This is a genomic window from Myxococcus sp. CA023, from assembly GCF_010998615.1.
GTDB lineage: Bacteria > Myxococcota > Myxococcia > Myxococcales > Myxococcaceae > Myxococcus.
On the sequence record NZ_JAAEAH010000015.1, the window covers coordinates 1 to 17,957 of the forward strand.

Below are 17,957 nucleotides of genomic sequence, written 5' to 3' on the forward strand. Positions count from 1 at the left end.
ACAACCCCCTGCCCCTCAACCGGAGAACCTCTTGTGCAAGGGCATTGCCAGACGCCGTGGCGGGGCGGCTCTCCTCTGGGGGCGGGCGGAACATTGCCCCCGGGACAGAGGCGGGTGTCGGGCACGCTGAAAAAACTCCCTGTCCGGCAGGGAACGTCGGAGGAAAAACGACGGACTGCCCGGCCTTGGGGGCAGGTGTGTGCCGGGTGCGCCAACGCAAACGCCCGCCAGGTGGCCGGAGGGCCGCCGCTGGCGGGCGCTGAGGTGCTTCCACCTGCTTCAAGGGTGAATCAGAGCACCTTGACCTGAATCTCCTTCAGCACCTGGTCCCCGCGCAGCACCGACACCGTCCAGGTGCCAGGCTTGTTCAACCGCAGGCCCGTCCACTGCCGCGCGCGCCAGCCCTCGCCCTTGATCTTCACGTCCTTCGTCTCACGGACGACGGTGCCCTGCTTCGACTGCACCATGATGTCCTCGACGGAGTCGCCCTGCGGCACCAGGTAGGCCTGCCACAGCATCACGCTGGTGCCGGCCTTGATGCCTTCCGGGCCGACTTCCGTGGTGCACTCGTACTTGTTGGGGCCTTCCTTGGCGACCTCGGTGCAGACCTTGGCCTCCACCAGCACGGGGCCCTGGCCCTGGCCCTTGTAGAAGTAGTTCCAGGTGTCACGCACCGCGTCCGCGTCCGGCGCCTTCACCTGCGCGGCGGCGGGCTCCGCGTCCTGCGCCATGGCCACCGGCGACATTCCCAGCACCGCGCACAGCAGGCTCCGCGTCAGCATCTTCGCCATCTCAAGTCCCCTCGTTCTCGTGATGTGGCAGGCCCCCAGGCCCGCCTTGCCATGCCGGGTCTACCACAGCCCGCGTCGCCGCTCAGCCGAAGAGGAAGAAGGCCAGCGTCACCAACGGCAGGTACACGAGGAAGGCCACCAGCAGGAATCCCAGGAGCTCTTTGAACTCCAAGCGCGCCACGGCCAGCAGCGGCAGCGCCCAGAAGGGTTGGATGAGGTCGGTGGCCATGTCGCCCCACGCATACGCCAGCACCACCTTCTCTGGCGCCACGCCCAGTCGCGTCGCGGCGTCCAGGAGGTAGGGCGCTTCAATGGCCCACTTCGAGCCGCCGGAGGGGACGAAGTAGTTCACCACGCCGCTGTACAGGTAGACGATGGCGGGGAACGTCTCGCGCGTGGACAACGACACGAACAGCTCGCCGATGCGCTCCGTCAGGCCGGTGGCCTTGAAGATGCCGTAGATGCCCGCGTACAGCGGGAACTGGAGGACGATGCCGTGCAGCACGGTGCCGGCCTCCTCGCTGGCCTTGAGCAGCCGCGCGGGGGTGCCGTGCAGCAGCACCGCCAGCATCAGGAAGGTGAAGTTCACCACGTTGAGGTTGAGCGCGCGCCAGCCTCCATTCATCCACAGGTGCCGCGCCAGCCACACGAGCCCCAGGACGCCGATGACGGTGTTGAGCAGCCGCGAGTGGTCCAGCCATGAGGCGAAGCCGCGCTCGGCGGGGCGCGGGGGCGGGGTGAAGTCGCCCAGGGACTCCAGCACCGCCGGGTCCACGCGGACGGTGTTCTCCGGCTTCGGGTGCAGCACCCACGCCAGCAGCGTCAGCCCCGCCACCACGGCCAGCGTGAGGCCGATGTTGAAGGGCGAGAAGAGCGTCCTGTCGATGGGCAGCACGCCCAGGCTCTTCTCCAGGAAGTGGCCTGGCGTGGCCACCAGCAGCGGCGCGGAGGCGGACAGGCCCGAGTGCCAGGTGGCGCCCAGGCCGAAGTACGCGCACGCCACCAGCAGCCGGTAGTCCACGTCCGGCCGGCGCTTCACCATGAAGCGCACCAGCATGGCGCTGGCCACCAGGGACAGACCCCAGTTGACGTAGGCCAGGGCCATGGAGACGAAGGCCATCCACGCCGCCGCGCCCCGGGGCGTGCGTGGCACCCGCGCCGCGCGCTCCAGCAACGCGCGCACGGGGCCCGTGAGGGCCAGCAGGTAGCCGGTGAACATCACCAGCGCCATCTGCATGGAGAAGCCGAGCAGCTCCCAGAAGCCGCCGCCCCAGGCGTCCAGCACGGCGGGCGGCGCGGCGCCGGCCCAGCCGGTGGCCAGCGCCATGGTGAGCAGCGTGAGCAGGACGGCGATGGCGAACGCGCTGGGGACGAAGCGCGAAGAGAAGCGGCCGAGGCTCTCCGCGATTCGGACAAGGGTCTCCACGAGGTGTCGCTCCTTGGCAGGGCCGGCACGTTACGGCATGTGCGGCGCGCCGGCGGCGCAATCCCGTCGCGAGTCCTGGCCGCACGAGCCCGGGCACGCAGGCTCCCCTGGCCGCGGGGGGGCCCGGAGAGGGAGGGCGGAGGTTCCTTCCGCGCCGCACGGTGTCAACGCTCCAGGATGCGCCGACTGCTGAGACACCTGCGCTCCGTCCTCCGCGTCCGGCCAGGAAAGCCCGCCATTGGCGCGGGCTTGCGGACCGCGCTGGCCACCGCCGTTCCTCTGGTCCTCGCGTTCCTGTTGGGCGTGAAGGACGCGAGCTGGGGGGGCTTGTCCGGTCTCCTGGTGTCACTGGCCGACAAGGGCGGCTCGTACCGGACGCGTGCGAAGGAGCTGGGCGCGGTGACGCTGCTGGGGGCCCTGGTGGGAGCGCTGGGCGCGCCGGGCGGGTCCCTGCCGTGGCTGGACGTATCCTTGATGTGGCTGGGGGTGACGGCGGCGGCCTTCGCGCGGAGCTACGGAGAGACGGCGGGCTCCGTCGGCGGGCAGCTCGCGGTCATCTTCGTCGTGTCGCTGGGCGCGCCCGCGGTGGGCGTGGATGCCGCGCTGGTTCGCGCCTTCTGGCTGCTCTTTGGCGGCCTGTGGGCCATGACGCTGTCCCTGGTGCTGTGGCCCTTGCGGCCCTACCGCCCGGCGCGGAGGGCTATCGCGCGCGTGTACGGGGAGCTGGCGGAGGCGTGCTGGGATTTGGGCCGCCTGTCGCGCGAGGGCGCCAGCTCCCACGAGTGGGTGGAGGCCGCGGAGCGGCACATGAGCGTGCGGCCCCTCATGGAACATGCGCGCGCCACGCTGGGGGCCATGCGCGGCACGCACCTGGGCAGGTCCCGGCGCGGCGAGCACCTGCTCGTGTTGCTCGAGACGTGCGAGCCGATGTCCGCCCAGCTCATCGCCCTGGCCGAGGCCATGGAGGCGGCCGTGCGCGAGCCCCGCTTCCTGCCGCTGCGCGCGCGCGTGGACTCGCTGTGTGACGCCTACGCGGCCATGGCGAGCTGGGTGGAGCAGGTGCTGGTGCGCGAGCGAAACGAAGGCGTCCCGCGCGCGCCCCGGATGGTGCCTCGCTCGCGCAGACGGCGCTATCGGCCCGCTCCAGACATCCGGAACCGCGAGGACCCGCTGTCCATCCACGTGGAGGCGCTCTTCGGGAAGCTGCGGGAGCTGGCGGGAGTGGCGCACGAGACGGCCGCGGGCCTGCTCCATGGCGACCCGGTGTCCGACCGCGGGCGGAGCGTGGTGGGCCATGAGCAGCAGAGCGCGCGCTCGTGGCTGGCCCCGCTTCGCGACCACCTCCGCTCCGACTCGCTCGTCTTCCGGCATGCGCTGCGCGTGGGGCTGGTGGCGACGGCGGCGCTGGTGGTGACGCGGGCGCTGGGCATCCGCGACGCCCACTGGGTGAGCCTCACCGTCATCGCCATCCTCCAGCCGTATTCGGCCATCACCGAGGAGCGCGCGCTCCAGCGCGTCGGCGGGACGCTGCTGGGCGCATGCCTGGCGGCGGTGATTGCCACGCGCGTGCATTCTCCCTCCGCGCTGCTCGCCGTCATCGTCCTGCTCACGGCGGTGTCGGTGTCCCTCCTGCCCATCAACTTCGGTGCCTTCCAGATTCTGCTCACGCCCGACTACCTGCTGCTGGCCACGTTGAGCTCGGGGGACTGGAGCCTCGCCGGCCAGCGCGCGCTGGGAGTGCTGGTGGCCTGCGCGCTGGCGCTGACGGGCGCGTGGCTGCTGTGGCCCATGCCGGAGCGCCGCCGCTTCCCGGAAGCCGCGGCGGCCGCGTTACGCGCGGATGGTGAATACCTGCGCGAGGTCATCTCCCGACGCAGCGGCACCCGGCCCGAGGTGGGCGCCGCGCGGCGCACCTTCAGCCTGGCGCTGCTGGACGCGGAGGCCTCCTTCGAGCGGCTCACCGCCGAGTACCACGGCCCGCCCCAGCAGCTCGAGTCAGGCATGGCCGTCATCACCTATGCGCGCCGCTTCGCCACCGTGGTGACGGCCCTGGGCATGGAGCGGCCGGAGGCGGAGGTTCCCGACCAGTTGAAGAAACTGGCGCACCAGGCGGGGCGCGCGCTCGACGAACTCGCGGACGCGCTCAGGGACCGGCGCGTGCCGCCGCCCCTGCCGCCGTTGAAGGTGTCGTGCAAGACGGATGACCCCGTCTTCGGCGCGTTGCTCGAACGGGTGCCCCGCCAGCTGGGCATGTTGCACGGCGCCGTGTCGCGGCTCAGCAGTGGCTCGGTCCTGCGGTGAGCCGCGTCAGGGCCGGGCCTCCCGTTGCGACGTCGCGGTCAGCACGGGTAGCGAGACATGGAACGTGGAGCCTCGGCCCAGCTCGCTGTCTACCCAGATGTGACCGCCGTGCCGTTCGATGATGTCCCGGCAGATGTAGAGCCCCAGGCCCAGGCCCCCGAAGCCGGACACGGGCGCGTTGCTCGCGCGGAAGAAGCGGTCGAAGAGGTGCGCCTGTTGCTCCTGGGAGATGCCGATGCCGCCGTCCGCCACGCTGAGCACGGCGTTGCCGTCCGCATGAGACAGGGAGACGCGCACGGTGCCGCCCAGCGGGCTGTATTTGACGGCGTTCTCCAGGAGGTTGGCGAGCACCTGTGACAGCCGGCCCCGGTCGCCCATGACGAGGACGTCCTCCTGGGGGAGCTCGCACGTGAAGGCATGCTCCGCGCTGAGGGTGCGGAACTCCGAGCACGCCGCGTTCGCCAGTTCCAGGAGCGACACGGGCTCGTGTTGCAGCTTCAGCCGGCCCGCCTCCACGCTGGAGGCGTCCACCAAGTCATTGACCAGCGCGGACAGGCGGTGCACCTGCGCCATGGCCTTGTCCACGCGCTCCGGCGCGATGGGCTCCTTGGCCGTCAGCGCCCGCTTCAGCAACTCCAGGTGGAGGCGCAGCGGCGTCAGGGGCGTCTTGAGCTCGTGGGCGGCGATGGAGAGGAAGTCGTCGCGCACGCGAATGGCCTCGTGCGCCTCGGCCAGCAGCCGCTCCTGCGTGCGCTGTGCGTGCACGCGCTCGGTGATGTCGCGGAAGCTCCAGACACGGCCGGTGATGAGCCCGCGCCGCCGCTGGGGCAGGGAGTAGCGCTCCAGGATGCGGCCGTTGCGCAGTTCGATGAGGTCGAAGCTCTCCTGCGATGGCTCCTCGTACAGGGACTGGACCCGCGAGAGGAAGGCGTCCGGGGCCTTCAACTTCTCGCGCACGGCCGCGAGCAGCGTCGCGTCGTGCGTGCAGGCCGCCAATCCCGTCAGCCCCCAGAGCTGCTCGAATTGGCGGTTGCAGGCGGTGATGTGTCCGTCCCGGTCGACCACCAGCAGTCCGTCCGCCGTCGAGTCGAGCGTGGCCTCCAGCAGGGACACCGTCTGCTCCAGCCGCTCCTGGGCCTGATGCTGCTCGGTGACGTCCACCATGATGCCGTGAAGCCGGTGGGCGTGGCCGTCCTTGGACAGCACGGTGACGATGTCACGCAGCCAGACGATGCGGCCGTCCGCGGCCAGCATCCGGTATTCGAATTCGTGGGGAAGGCTCTGCTCCACCGCGGTGCGGCAGTAGGTGGAGGCCCAGTCCCGGTCGTCTGGATGCAGGTGCGCCATCCAGAAGTCAGGCTCCGTGAGCCACTGCTCCACCGGATAGCCGAGCAGCCGCTCCGCCTGCTTGCTCACGAAGATGAAGCGGACGGAGGGGTCTGCCTCCCAGACGATGCCGTCGACATTGTCAACCAGCGCGTCATGTCCACCTCGGGCAGGCGGGCTGACGTCCCCGGCTGCGTCGAGGCCCGGCTCCCTCTCCGCCATGGCGCGCTCCCTCCTCTGGAGCGGGGCTCTCCCGTGTCTCGGGCCTTCTTCAATCAATACACCCGGGGAGCCCGGCGCCACCGGCCCCATACGGCCAGTGGTGCATCGTCCGCCGAATCTCAGTGACCGGGCAGGCCAGCGTGCCCCGGGGCAGGGCCTTGCTTCCTCGCGGGGAATGCGCAGGCGGAGACATGCGAGGATGGCGCACCGAGCCCGCCCCATGACGCCTCCTCGCCCCGCTCGCGCCCGTGTGCCGCCTTCCCGTGAGGACCGGTGGCTGGGGCGCGTCTTCTTCGGCCCCCGGCGCTTGATGTACGTGGGGCCGCTCGCTCCAACGGACCCTCACGCCCACCCCACCTTTCAGGTCCTGCTGTCCCTGGACGCGCCGGTGCGCCTGCGCGACGCCCGTCAGCAGGAGGTCGAATGTCAGGCGGCCGTTGTTCCTCCGGACGCCGAGCACGCCATCGTTGAAGGCGCCCTGTCCGCGGTGCTGCTCCACGTCCCCGCGGAGGACCTGGTGGGCCGCCGGCTGGCGACGCTGGGCATTGGCGCGGACGCGGCCGCGTGGGGCGCGGCGGGCGAACGTTTGAGGGCCTGTGGCATCGGCCGGTTGCCGGTGCGCTGGGCGGAGGCCGAGGCGCAGACGCAGGTCCTGCTGCGTGAGCTCCAAGCCGACGCGGGCATCGCGAAGCCCACCCACCCCGCGGTGAAGAAGTTGCTGCGGCTGCTGCCAGAGGCGCTGGATGAAGACGTGCGTCTGGCCACGCTCGCTCCGCGCGTGGGCTTGTCGGTGGGCCGGCTGTCGCATCTGTTCAGCGCGCAGGTGGGCTTCCCCTTGCGGCCCTACATCCTCTGGCTGCGCCTGCACCGGGCCGCCGAGCACCTGCAACAAGGCGCGTCCCTCACCGAGGCCGCGCACGCCGCGGGCTTCACCGACAGCGCGCACCTGAACCACGCCTTCCGCCGCACCTTCGGCCTCAAGCCCTCGGAGATTGCCGGAGTGGTGGAGTGGGTGCGCCCGCCCTCGCGATAGCGCGTTCTTACAAGCCGGCGGAGGCTTCGTGGCGCGAAGGTGGCGACATGACCGGGAAGAATCCATGTCGATGAAGGCGAAGCTGCGCGCCGCTTTTGAAGCGGAGCTGCGCGAGGCCCATGAAGCGGAGTCGCGTTCGGAGCATGCGCGTGCCTGGCGGCACCTCGAGCGGGCCCACGTCCTCAGCCAGGCCCACGCGGGCCCTCACGTGCGGGTGCACTGGCGCATGCTGGGGTTCGGGTGGCGCCGGCGGAATGTCGCGGAGTGGGTGGGGCAGGTGGTGCGGCTGCTGGTCGCCGCGCCAGGCTCATGGCTCGGGCGGGCTCCGCTGGGAAACACCGGTGGCGCGAACGTGGGCATCCTCACGCCCATGCCCATTCCCGACGACCTGCGCGCCCTGCTGGACGCCGACCGCTGAGGCCCTTCCGCTGTTCACGGCCCGCGCGGTTTTCTTCTCACATTCCGAGGCGCGTGCTGGGGCGAATTACGGTATGGAACGGACATCATGTCCTCTTCCGAGCAACCCGCACGGCAGGACGCACGCGTATCGACTGGCGTGCCTGGGCTTGACGCGGTGCTGGGCGGCGGTCTCGTGTCGTCGGGTGTCTACATCTTCGTGGGGGAGCCGGGCGCGGGGAAGACGCTGCTGGGTTGCAGCTTGCTGGCGGACCACCACCCTCTTCGGCATGGAGACACCGCGGCTCTTCGGTCCGCTGCTGGACGTCCCGATGGAGGTCGGTCCCTCCGTTGTGGCGGAGAACCTCTTTTTCTTGAGACATGTCGAGCTTGAAGGCCGCCTGCGCAGGCTGCTGAGCATCTTCAAGATGCGTGACATCCACGATGCCCCCACCCTGAGGGAGTTCGTCATCGCGTCTCAGGGAATCGAGGTGCTGCCCCCCTTCAGTGTCGCTGTGGATACCCTGCTCACGGGACTTGCCCGACACCCGGGCACTGGCCATTCCTGAACGAACGTCGAGGAGTAGTACCACCCGTATGGAGACGGTCCTGGTGGTGGATGACGAGCAGGGCATCCTGGAAGCGCTGGCGGACCTCCTTCGAGAGGAGGGCTACCGCGTTCTGACGGCCTCTCACGGCCGTGAGGCGCTGGAGCGGATGGCGGAGCTCCGGCCGGACCTGGTCCTCACTGATTGGATGATGCCCGTCCTGGACGGACCGGCACTCATCGAGCGCATCCGGGCTGAGCCGGCCTACAAAGATGTATCACTCATGGGGATGAGCGCGGTGGACGTGTCCGCGCTGCGGCATCGGTATCCTGGCATGCCGTTCCTCCAGAAGCCCTTCGACATTCACGCGCTGATGCGACAGGTCCGCAAGGCCCTGGACGGAAAGCAAGGCTGAGCCTCATGTTCTACCTGCTCAAGCTGGGCCCCGTGCCACTCAGTCAGGGCAACACGCAGGTCCAGGTGTATCTGCGTATCTCCGATTCCGGAGAGCCCGCCGCGCCCGTCTTCGAATCGGACGACGGGGCGGGGCTGCGGGCCCTGCTGGAAGGGGTGGACGCGGCGGAGGTGCGCTGCGTGCCGGCGCTGGCCGCCGCGGGCGCGGAGCTGGGGCTCGCCGTGGCGGAGCCTTCACCGCAAGCGCTGTCTTCCTGTGCGGCCATCGCGACCTTCGTGGCGTGGGGGCAGCGAGGCTTGTCCGGGCTTGGCTCGGACAAGGCGCTGCTCTTCGTGCAGGCGTCGACGGAGTACTGGGATGCGCGGCCCTGGACGCATTGGGATGACAGCCAGCCCTTCGAGGTGGCCGTCACCGGGCCGATGAACCACACCTTCGAGGGGTGCGTCTTCCACATGGGGGACGGGCGCGCGGGACTGGCGCTGTACTTCAAGCCGGGCGCGCTGCAGATGTTGATGGAGATGCAGGCGCGTGGCCAGGGTGACGCCGCCACCAGCCTGCCCGCGATTGCCGTCACGCTGGACACGTCCCCTTCGTATGCCGTGGACGCGCTCACCGCCGCGGGGCGCGCGCCGCGCCTGCCGCTGCCCCTGAAGACGGGGCCGGATGGCATCGGCGTGCCGTCTCCGCTGGAGTCCCTGGTGCTGGTGGCGGCGTTGCGCGCGGTGGCCCGGCTGTCACTGGAGCAGCGCGAGGTGCTCAGCAGCGTCGTGGCCGGAGACGAGCAGATGCAGGTGCGCGTCCGCGCGCCCGCGCCCCGCGTCCGGCACTGAGCCTGCCTGCTCCGTCAGCGAGCGCACCGACTTTCACACCGAGTAGCGCCGCGTCCGAGCCAGTGTTGGCTGCCGGACGAAGTCCTCCTGGAATGTCGCCTGATGGCCAGCTGGGCGTCCCGGGGGGACTGGTCCAGGTGTGCGAGCGCGCGAGAAAACACGCTCCAGCTGCGAGATTCCCGCAGGACGGCAGCCCGTGCTTCGCCGTCCTGGGACCGACCAGGAACTCATATGGCCACGAAGAAGGTTTCCTCCCGCCGTGCACCTGTCGCGGCCCCCCCTTCACCGCGAATCCGGGAGGATGATTCGCAGTCGCTCGACTCGCGCCAGTTGCTGCGGGTCCTCACCGCCGTCCGCAAGGGCGACTTCTCCGTGCGCATGCCGGTGGACAAGGTGGGCAGCGCCGGCAAGGTGGCGGACACGCTGAACGAAATCATCGAACTCAGCGAGCGCATGGCCCGTGAGTTCGAGCGCATCGGCAACGTGGTGGGCAAGGAAGGCCGCATCACCCAGCGCGGCAACGTGGTGGGCGCGCTGGGCTCGTGGGGCGACTGCGTCGAGTCGGTGAACACGCTGGTGGCCGACCTGGTGCAACCGACGACGGAGATGGGCCGCGTCATCGGCGCTGTGGCCAAGGGCGACCTGTCGCAGACCATGGCCCTGGAAGTGGATGGACGTCCCCTCCGAGGCGAGTTCCTCCGCACCGCCCGGTTGGTGAACGGGATGGTGGAGCAGCTCGGCGCCTTCGCTTCCGAGGTGACGCGCGTGGCCCGCGAGGTGGGCACCGACGGAAAGCTGGGCGGTCAGGCCAAGGTGAAGGGCGTGGCCGGCACGTGGAAGGACCTCACGGACAACGTGAACTCCATGGCCTCCAACCTCACCGCGCAGGTGCGCAGCATCGCCGAAGTGACGACGGCCGTCGCCAAGGGCGACCTGTCGAAGAAAATCACCGTCGACGTGCGCGGCGAAATCCTGGAGCTGAAGAACACCATCAACACGATGGTGGACCAGCTGTCGTCCTTCGCTTCGGAAGTGACGCGCGTGGCGCGTGAAGTGGGCACGGAGGGCAAGCTGGGCGGACAGGCCGTGGTGAAGGGCGTCGGTGGCACGTGGAAGGACCTCACGGACAACGTGAACTCCATGGCGTCCAACCTGACGTCTCAGGTGCGCAACATCGCCGAGGTGACGACGGCCGTCGCCAAGGGTGACCTGTCGAAGAAAATCACCGTCGATGCCAAGGGCGAGGTGCTGGAGCTGAAGAACACCATCAACACGATGGTGGACCAGCTCAACTCGTTCGCCTCGGAAGTGACGCGCGTGGCGCGTGAAGTCGGTACCGAGGGCAAGCTGGGTGGCCAGGCCGAAGTGAAGGGCGTGGCCGGAACGTGGAAGGACCTCACCGACAACGTGAACTCCATGGCGTCGAACCTGACGTCCCAGGTGCGCAACATCGCGGAGGTCACCACCGCCGTGGCCAACGGTGACCTCTCCAAGAAAATCACCGTGGATGTGCGCGGTGAAATCCTGGAGCTGAAGAACACCATCAACACGATGGTGGACCAGCTGTCGTCCTTCGCTTCGGAAGTGACGCGAGTGGCGCGCGAAGTGGGGACGGAGGGCAAGCTGGGCGGTCAGGCCGTGGTGAAGGGCGTCGGTGGCACGTGGAAGGACCTCACGGACAACGTGAACTCCATGGCCTCCAATCTGACGTCTCAGGTGCGAAACATTGCCGAGGTGACGACGGCCGTTGCGAACGGCGACCTGTCGAAGAAAATCACCGTCGACGTGCAGGGCGAAATCCTGGAGCTGAAGAACACCATCAACACGATGGTGGACCAGCTCAACTCGTTCGCCTCGGAAGTGACGCGCGTGGCGCGTGAAGTGGGCACGGAAGGGAAGCTGGGCGGACAGGCCGTCGTGCGCGGTGTCGGTGGCACGTGGAAGGACCTCACGGACAACGTGAACAGCATGGCGTCCAACCTCACGTCCCAGGTGCGAAACATCGCCGAGGTGACGATGGCGGTGGCGCGCGGTGACCTCTCCAAGAAGATCACCGTGGACGTGCGCGGCGAAATCCTGGAGCTGAAGAACACCATCAACACGATGGTGGACCAGTTGTCGTCCTTCGCCTCGGAAGTGACGCGAGTGGCGCGCGAAGTGGGTACGGAAGGAAAGCTCGGCGGTCAGGCCATCGTGCGCGGCGTCGGTGGAACGTGGAAGGACCTCACCGACAACGTGAACTCCATGGCGTCCAACCTGACGTCTCAGGTGCGCAACATCGCGGAAGTCACCACGGCCGTGGCCAACGGTGACCTCTCCAAGAAGATCACCGTGGATGTGCGCGGCGAAATCCTGGAGCTGAAGAACACCATCAACACGATGGTGGACCAGCTCAACTCGTTCGCCTCGGAAGTGACGCGTGTGGCGCGCGAGGTGGGGACGGAGGGCAAGCTGGGCGGTCAGGCCGTGGTGAAGGGCGTGGCCGGCACGTGGAAGGACCTCACGGACAACGTGAACTCCATGGCGTCGAACCTGACGTCGCAGGTGCGAAACATCGCCGAGGTGACGACGGCCGTCGCCAAGGGCGACCTCTCCAAGAAAATCACCGTCGACGTGCAGGGCGAAATCCTGGAGCTGAAGAACACCATCAACACGATGGTGGACCAGCTCAACTCGTTCGCGTCGGAAGTGACGCGCGTGGCGCGTGAAGTGGGCACGGAGGGCAAGCTGGGCGGACAGGCCGAGGTGAAGGGCGTGGCCGGCACGTGGAAGGACCTCACGGACAACGTGAACTCCATGGCGTCCAACCTCACCACGCAGGTGCGCGGCATCGCCAAGGTCGTGACGTCGGTGGCCAACGGCGACCTGAAGCGCAAGCTGGTGGTGGACGCGAAGGGTGAAATCGCCGAGCTGGCGGACACCATCAACGGGATGATCGACACCCTGGCGGTGTTCGCCGACCAGGTGACGACGGTGGCCCGCGAGGTGGGCATCGAAGGGAAGCTGGGCGGTCAGGCCCGTGTGCCCGGTACGGCGGGCATCTGGCGCGACCTCACGGACAACGTGAACCAGCTGGCCGCCAACCTCACCACGCAGGTGCGCGCCATCGCCGAGGTGGCCACCGCCGTGACGAAGGGTGACCTCACGCGGTTCATCACCGTGTCCGCCCAGGGCGAGGTGGCCGCCCTGAAGGACAACATCAACGAGATGATCCGCAACCTGAAGGACACCACGCGGAAGAACACGGAGCAGGACTGGCTCAAGACGAACCTGGCCAAGTTCACCCGCGTCCTCCAGGGGCAGCGAGACCTGCTCACGGTGTCCAAGGTCATCCTGTCGGAGCTGGCGCCGCTGGTGGATGCCCAGCACGGCGTCTTCTACATCTCCGAGCGCGCGGACGGCGGCGACCAGATGCTCAAGCTGCTGGCGTCCTACGCGTACCGTCAGCGCAAGGGACTGGCGAACACCTTCAAGTACGGCGAGGGCCTGGTGGGCCAGTGCGCCCTGGAGAAGGAGCCCATCCTCCTGTCGGACGTGCCGGACAGTTACATCCGCATCGCGTCCGGCCTGGGCGAGGAGGTGCCTCGCAACATCGTGGTGCTGCCGGTGCTCTTCGAAGGGGAAGTCAAAGCCGTCATCGAGCTGGCCTCCTTCCACACCTTCAGTGAGGTCCACATGGGCTTCCTGGAGCAACTCACGGAGTCCATCGGCATCGTGCTCAACACGATTGCCGCCAACATGCGCACCGAGGCGCTGCTGAAGCAGTCGCAGGCGCTGACGGACGAGCTCCGCAAGCAGCAGGAGGAGTTGACGGAGACGAACACGCGCCTGGAGCAGCAGGCCACCTCGCTCCAGCAGTCGGAGGAGCTGCTCAAGCGTCAGCAGGAGGAGCTGCGCAGCACCAACGAGGAGCTCCAGGAGAAGGCGAAGCTGCTCTCCGAGCAGAAGACGGAGGTGGAGCGCAAGAATGGCGAGGTGGAGCAGGCCAAGCTCGCCCTGGAGGAGAAGGCCGAACAGCTCAGCCTCACGTCCAAGTACAAGTCCGAGTTCCTGGCCAACATGAGCCACGAGCTGCGTACGCCGCTCAACTCGCTGCTCATCCTCAGCCAGACGCTCAGTGACAACGTGGATGGCAACCTCACGTCGCGGCAGGTGGAGTTCTCCAAGACGATTCACGCGTCCGGCGCGGACCTGCTGGAGCTCATCAACGACATCCTCGACCTGTCGAAGATTGAATCCGGCACCATGGCCGTGGACGTGGGACCGCTGCGCTTCGGTGACCTGCGCGAGTTCGTGGACCGCACCTTCCGGCAGGTGGCGGACAAGAAGGGGTTGGAGTTCCACATCGGCCTGGGGGATTCGCTGCCCGGCGAGCTGGAGACGGATGCGAAGCGTCTGCAACAGGTGCTCAAGAACCTGCTGTCCAACGCCTTCAAGTTCACCGAGTCCGGCTCGGTGTCGCTGCACATCGGTCTGGCGAAGCGCGGCTGGTCTCCGGACCACGCCATGTTGTCCTCCGCGCCCTCGGTGGTTGCCTTCACCGTGGTGGACACGGGCATCGGCATCCCGAAGGACAAGCATCAAATCATCTTCGAGGCCTTCCAGCAGGCGGATGGCTCCACCGCCCGCAAGTACGGGGGCACCGGCCTGGGCCTGTCCATCAGCCGTGAAATCGCGCGACTGCTCGGCGGCGAAATCCGGCTGGAGAGCGACGTGGGCAGGGGCAGCGCCTTCACCCTCTACCTGCCGCTGGCCTTCATGGCGGAGCGTCCGCCGGAGGAGCATGGGCGCTGGGACTACAACCCGCTGGCCACCACGGTGCTTCCCGCGCCCATCGCGGAGCCGGTCACCGAGTCGCGGGTGTCTTCGCTGAGCCGGATGGACATCGATGATGACCGGGGCTCCATCCTGCCTGGAGACAAGGTGCTGCTGGCCGTGACGCACCTGGCGGACCATGCCGCGCGCCTGCGTGCCGCGGCGCAGGGCACGGGCTTCAAGGTGCTGGTGTCCACCGAGGTGGAGGGCGCGCTGGACGCCGTCCGCGACACGCGGCCAGCGGCCGTGGCGGTGGACCTGGACCTGCCGGAGATGGCGGGCTGGGTGGTGCTGGACCGGCTGAAGCACGACGCGTCCACGCGCGCGCTGCCGGTGTACACGGTGTCGGTGGAGGACCACCGCGAGCGCTCGCTCAACCTGGGGGCCATTGGCCACCTGCGCGCGGCGGCGGACCCGGAGGCGGCGGTGGCCGCGCTGGAGTCCCTCAAGCGCTTCGTGGAGCGCAAGGGCCGCGGGCTGCTCGTGGTGGAGGACGACCCCGTCCACCGCCAGACGCTGACGGAGCTCCTGGGCAGTGATGACGTGCAGACGGTGGCGGTGGGGACCGCGGCGGAGGCCCTGGCCGCGCTGGCCGAGCGCCGCTTCGACTGCATGGTGCTGGACCTGGGTCTTCCGGACATGCCAGGCACGGAGCTCATCCGCCGCATCCATGAGGCGCACGGCGCGGGCGGGCCGCCGCTCATCGTCTACACGGGCCGCGAGCTGACGCGCGCCCAGGAGACGGAGTTGCGGCGGGTGGCCGAGGCCATCGTGGTGAAGGACGCGCAGAGCCCGGAGCGGCTGCTGGAGGAGGCGAGCCTGTTCCTCCACCGCTCGCCCTCGGAGCTGACCGAGCCCAAGCGCCGCATGCTGGAGAAGGCGCGCGAGAAGGACCCCTTGCTGGTGAACCGCAAGGTGCTGGTCGTGGACGACGACGTGCGCAACATCTTCGCCCTCAACACCGTGCTGGAGCGCTACGGCATGAAGGTGGCCTTCGCGGAGAGCGCGCGCGAGGGCCTGGACCAGTTGGAGAAGGACGCCGACATCGAGCTGGTGCTGATGGACGTGATGATGCCGGAGATGGACGGCTACCAGGCCATGCGCGCCATCCGCCGCATGGAGCGCTTCGTCCATCTGCCCATCCTGGCCCTCACCGCCAAGGCCATGAAGGGTGACCGGGAGAAGTGCCTGGAGGCCGGTGCGTCCGACTACATCACCAAGCCGGTGGACATCGAGAAGCTGCTCAGCCTGCTGCGCGTGTGGCTGCACGCGCCGCGGGGCATGCCGCCGCGCGGTCCGCGCACGGAGGTCTCCGGATGACGGGGCCCGGCGCGCGCGGCGCGGAGCTGGAGGCGCTGGAGGTGGACCTGCTGCTGGAGGGCGTGGCCCGGCAATGGGGCTTCGACCTGCGCAGCCGCTCCCGGCCGCAGCTCTTGCGGCGGCTGCGGCACCACCTCCGCGAGGAGCGGCTGGACAGCTTCTCCGCGCTCCAGGCCCGCGTGCTGCACGACGCCGAGGCGCTGGACGCGCTGCTGCGCACGCTGTCCTGCACACCGCCCGCCCTGTTCGCGGAGGCCGCCTTCTTCCGCGACTTCCGCACCCGGGTGGTGCCGGTGCTTCGCACCTGGCCCTCCGTGCGTGTGTGGCACGCGGGCTGTGGCACCGGCGAGGACACGTACGCGCTGGCCATCCTCCTCCACGAGGAAGGGCTGTGGGGCAGGTGCCGGCTGTATGCGTCCGACGCGAGTGAAGGGCTGCTAGCGGACGCGCGCACCGGCGTGCTGCCGCTGCCCACGCAGGAGGACGCGCAGCGCTACCTGGAGGCGGGCGGGAAGGGCGCGCTCTCCGACTACTACACGCGCGACGGCAACTGGGCGCTGCTCCAGCCCCGGCTGCGCGACGGCATCTTCTTCACCCAGCACAACCTGGCCACGGATGGCTCGTTCAACGAGTTCCACGTCATCGTGTGCCGGGACACGTTGCTGACCTTCAACCGCGCACTGCACGACCACATCCACGGCCGCCTCTTCGAGAGCCTCGCCCGCTTCGGCTTCCTGTGCCTGGGGCGCAAGGAGTCGCTGGCGCGCACGCCGCACGCGGGGGCCTACGAGATGCTGGAGGACCGCGGTCGCATCTTCAGGAGGGTGGCATGAATCCCTTGGGCCTGCTGGTGGTGGGGGCGCCGCGCTGCGCGGCGGCGGACGTGGAGTCGGCGCTGGCGCTGCTGCCGCCGAACCTGCCCGTGCCGGTGGTGTTGGCGCTGCACCGGGGCCCTCTGGACGCGCTGGCTGCGCCGCTGGGCCGCCGCTGCGCGCTGCCGGTGGTGGAGCCGGATGACAAGGACCCGCTGCTGCCCGGCGCCGTATACCTGGCTCCCGCAGGCTACCACTTGTTGGTGGACCGGGGCTGCGTGTCCCTGTCCGTGGAGCCGCCCGAGCATGGGCAGCGGCCCGGCCTGGACGCGCTCTTCGAATCCGCGGCGGACAGCCATGGCCCCAGGGCCGCGGGGCTGCTCTTCGCGGGGCACGAGGATGGGGTGGCGGGCTTGCAGGTGCTCCATGCGAGAGGCGCCCGGGTGGCCGTGGTGAGCGCGCTCCAGACGGGCGGAGCGGGTGAGGATGGAGCGATGGCGCAATTGACGTTGGGTTCCGTGGGAGGGTGGCTCGCGCGGCTGGCCTATGTGCCGCGTTCCAAGGTGCTGCCTTGAGCGGCGCGCCCACGCGCGAGCGCCTGCCGGCGATTCCGGCGGAGCCCGTCTGCCTGCTGCTGGTGGATGACCAGCCGGAGAACCTGCTGGCGCTGGAGGCGACCCTGGCGCCCCTGGGGCAGCGGCTGGTCACCGCGAGCAGCGGCCGCGAGGCGCTGCGTCACCTGCTGACGCAGGACTTCGCCGTCATCCTCCTGGACGTCGTCATGCCGGACATGGACGGCTTCGAGACGGCCCAGCTCATCCGCGAGCGAGAGCGCAGCCGCGGCACGCCCCTCATCTTCCTCACCGGGCTGTCGCGGGGGCCACATCCGGAGCTGCGCGGCTATGCCATGGGCGCGGTGGACTACCTGCTCAAGCCCTTCGAGCCGGCCATCCTGCGCTCCAAGGTGAGCGTCTTCGTGGAGCTGTACCGCAAGACGGAGCTGGTGCGGCGGCAGGCGGAGGCGCTGCGCGAGGCTCAGCAGCGCGAGCACGCGCGGGAGTTGCTGGAGGCGCAGCGGCGCGTGGAGACCGAGCGGCTTCGTTCAGAAACCAACCGAAACCAGCAGCGCTGGCTGGAGGCGGCGATTGCCGCGCTCCCCATGCCGCTGGCGTTGGTGGAGCCGGGAAGCGGCCACACCCTGCTGGCCAACCGGGCGGCGCAAGGGCTGGCGGGGGGCTGTCTGGCCTACCGCGGGGCGCGCGCGCTGCATGCGGACGCACGCTTCCGTGGCGCGGATGGCCGGCTGCTCGCGGATGAAGACCTGCCGCTGATGCGCGCCGCGCGCGGCGAGGTGTTCCAGGCGTCCCCCGTGGAGTGGAACGTGGGCGGCCAGCGCGGTTCGGTGCTCGCTTCCAGTGAGCGGCTGCCTCGCATGCACGGACGCCCGGAGACAATGGTGCTGGGCCTCTTGGACGTGACGGCGCTCCGAGCCGCCGCTCGCCACGACTGGCTCCCTCTGCCGCTGACGGAGCACATCGCTACACTGGAGGCGCAGGGGGAGGACACAGGCCCGCTCACCCGGCTCATCGAGGTGCTGCGGAACCTGCCGGGCTTGAGCACCGGGAGCCCCGGACAGGAGCGCGAGGACGGCTCCTTGCCAGCGGAGGAGAGCAGCCTGGCGGGCAACCCTCCTCGGCCCGTGCGCTGAACATCGCCGGTCGA

At 69.3% G+C, this 17,957-nt stretch carries 14 protein-coding genes; 11 read left to right on the plus strand and 3 right to left on the minus strand.

What is annotated here, in order from left to right; all coding sequences use genetic code 11:
• Window positions 1-290: 290 nt before the first annotated feature.
• Complete coding sequence (locus F8M74_RS08700) at window positions 291-791, minus strand: hypothetical protein (RefSeq protein WP_141254946.1); 501 nt, start codon at window positions 789-791, stop codon at window positions 291-293.
• An 82-nt stretch (window positions 792-873) separates the two neighbouring features.
• Window positions 874-2,217 carry a short-chain fatty acid transporter gene (locus F8M74_RS08705; protein WP_141254945.1) on the minus strand — a complete coding sequence of 448 codons (1,344 nt, stop codon included), beginning with the start codon at window positions 2,215-2,217 and terminating at the stop codon, window positions 874-876.
• A 177-nt stretch (window positions 2,218-2,394) separates the two neighbouring features.
• On the opposite strand from F8M74_RS08705, the gene F8M74_RS08710 reads away from it, so the two are divergent.
• Window positions 2,395-4,518, plus strand: coding sequence for an FUSC family protein (locus F8M74_RS08710; protein ID WP_141254944.1), 2,124 nt, complete (start codon window positions 2,395-2,397; stop codon window positions 4,516-4,518).
• Window positions 4,519-4,524: 6 nt separating this feature from the next.
• Here the strand turns inward: F8M74_RS08710 and F8M74_RS08715 are convergent, their stop codons facing one another.
• Window positions 4,525-6,066 (minus strand): PAS domain-containing sensor histidine kinase, encoded by a 1,542-nt coding sequence (locus F8M74_RS08715; RefSeq protein WP_141254943.1) that lies wholly within the window; start codon window positions 6,064-6,066, stop codon window positions 4,525-4,527.
• 220 nt (window positions 6,067-6,286) lie between these two features.
• Between F8M74_RS08715 and F8M74_RS08720 the strand changes: the two genes are divergently transcribed.
• From F8M74_RS08720 to F8M74_RS08760, 10 genes are all read left to right on the plus strand, one after another.
• Window positions 6,287-7,099, plus strand: a complete 813-nt coding sequence (locus F8M74_RS08720) for an AraC family transcriptional regulator (protein WP_228560158.1) — start codon at window positions 6,287-6,289, stop codon at window positions 7,097-7,099.
• A gap of 64 nt (window positions 7,100-7,163) precedes the next feature.
• The gene (locus F8M74_RS08725) at window positions 7,164-7,517 is read left to right on the plus strand and encodes a DUF3703 domain-containing protein (RefSeq protein ID WP_228560160.1); all 354 of its coding nucleotides are present in this window, start codon (window positions 7,164-7,166) and stop codon (window positions 7,515-7,517) included.
• An 87-nt stretch (window positions 7,518-7,604) separates the two neighbouring features.
• Complete coding sequence (locus F8M74_RS37760; protein WP_228560162.1) at window positions 7,605-7,889, plus strand: ATPase domain-containing protein; 285 nt, start codon at window positions 7,605-7,607, stop codon at window positions 7,887-7,889.
• On the plus strand, window positions 7,849-8,064 hold the full coding sequence (locus tag F8M74_RS37765) for a hypothetical protein (protein ID WP_228565820.1): 216 nt from the start codon (window positions 7,849-7,851) through the stop codon (window positions 8,062-8,064). Before F8M74_RS37760 ends, F8M74_RS37765 begins: the two co-directional genes overlap by 41 nt.
• 28 nt (window positions 8,065-8,092) lie before the next feature.
• Complete coding sequence (locus tag F8M74_RS08735; protein ID WP_011550838.1) at window positions 8,093-8,458, plus strand: response regulator; 366 nt, start codon at window positions 8,093-8,095, stop codon at window positions 8,456-8,458.
• Between the two features lie 5 nt (window positions 8,459-8,463).
• Complete coding sequence (locus tag F8M74_RS08740; protein WP_141254941.1) at window positions 8,464-9,288, plus strand: hypothetical protein; 825 nt, start codon at window positions 8,464-8,466, stop codon at window positions 9,286-9,288.
• Between the two features lie 231 nt (window positions 9,289-9,519).
• Window positions 9,520-15,423 (plus strand): HAMP domain-containing protein, encoded by a 5,904-nt coding sequence (locus tag F8M74_RS08745; RefSeq protein ID WP_141254940.1) that lies wholly within the window; start codon window positions 9,520-9,522, stop codon window positions 15,421-15,423.
• Complete coding sequence (locus F8M74_RS08750) at window positions 15,420-16,256, plus strand: protein-glutamate O-methyltransferase CheR (protein ID WP_141254939.1); 837 nt, start codon at window positions 15,420-15,422, stop codon at window positions 16,254-16,256. The genes F8M74_RS08745 and F8M74_RS08750 overlap by 4 nt, the downstream gene beginning before the upstream one ends.
• A complete protein-coding gene (locus F8M74_RS08755; RefSeq protein ID WP_141254938.1) occupies window positions 16,253-16,810 on the plus strand; it encodes a chemotaxis protein CheB in 558 nt (185 codons plus the stop codon). The genes F8M74_RS08750 and F8M74_RS08755 overlap by 4 nt, the downstream gene beginning before the upstream one ends.
• Window positions 16,807-17,943 (plus strand): two-component system response regulator, encoded by a 1,137-nt coding sequence (locus F8M74_RS08760; RefSeq protein WP_141254937.1) that lies wholly within the window; start codon window positions 16,807-16,809, stop codon window positions 17,941-17,943. The genes F8M74_RS08755 and F8M74_RS08760 overlap by 4 nt, the downstream gene beginning before the upstream one ends.
• The last annotated feature ends 14 nt before the right edge of the window (window positions 17,944-17,957 follow it).

Excerpts from the sequence above, each read along its gene's own strand:
- F8M74_RS08720 (WP_228560158.1), top strand. The coding sequence starts at position 6,287 with ATGACGCCTCCTCGCCCCGCTCGCGCCCGTGTGCCGCCTTCCCGTGAG.
- F8M74_RS08750 (WP_141254939.1), top strand. The coding sequence starts at position 15,420 with ATGACGGGGCCCGGCGCGCGCGGCGCGGAGCTGGAGGCGCTGGAGGTG.
- F8M74_RS08740 (WP_141254941.1), top strand. The coding sequence starts at position 8,464 with ATGTTCTACCTGCTCAAGCTGGGCCCCGTGCCACTCAGTCAGGGCAAC.
- F8M74_RS08700 (WP_141254946.1), bottom strand. The coding sequence starts at position 791 with ATGGCGAAGATGCTGACGCGGAGCCTGCTGTGCGCGGTGCTGGGAATG.
- F8M74_RS08725 (WP_228560160.1), top strand. The coding sequence starts at position 7,164 with ATGTCGATGAAGGCGAAGCTGCGCGCCGCTTTTGAAGCGGAGCTGCGC.
- F8M74_RS08735 (WP_011550838.1), top strand. The coding sequence starts at position 8,093 with ATGGAGACGGTCCTGGTGGTGGATGACGAGCAGGGCATCCTGGAAGCG.
- F8M74_RS08710 (WP_141254944.1), top strand. The coding sequence starts at position 2,395 with ATGCGCCGACTGCTGAGACACCTGCGCTCCGTCCTCCGCGTCCGGCCA.
- F8M74_RS08745 (WP_141254940.1), top strand. The coding sequence starts at position 9,520 with ATGGCCACGAAGAAGGTTTCCTCCCGCCGTGCACCTGTCGCGGCCCCC.
- F8M74_RS37760 (WP_228560162.1), top strand. The coding sequence starts at position 7,605 with ATGTCCTCTTCCGAGCAACCCGCACGGCAGGACGCACGCGTATCGACT.
- F8M74_RS08715 (WP_141254943.1), bottom strand. The coding sequence starts at position 6,066 with ATGGCGGAGAGGGAGCCGGGCCTCGACGCAGCCGGGGACGTCAGCCCG.
- F8M74_RS08755 (WP_141254938.1), top strand. The coding sequence starts at position 16,253 with ATGAATCCCTTGGGCCTGCTGGTGGTGGGGGCGCCGCGCTGCGCGGCG.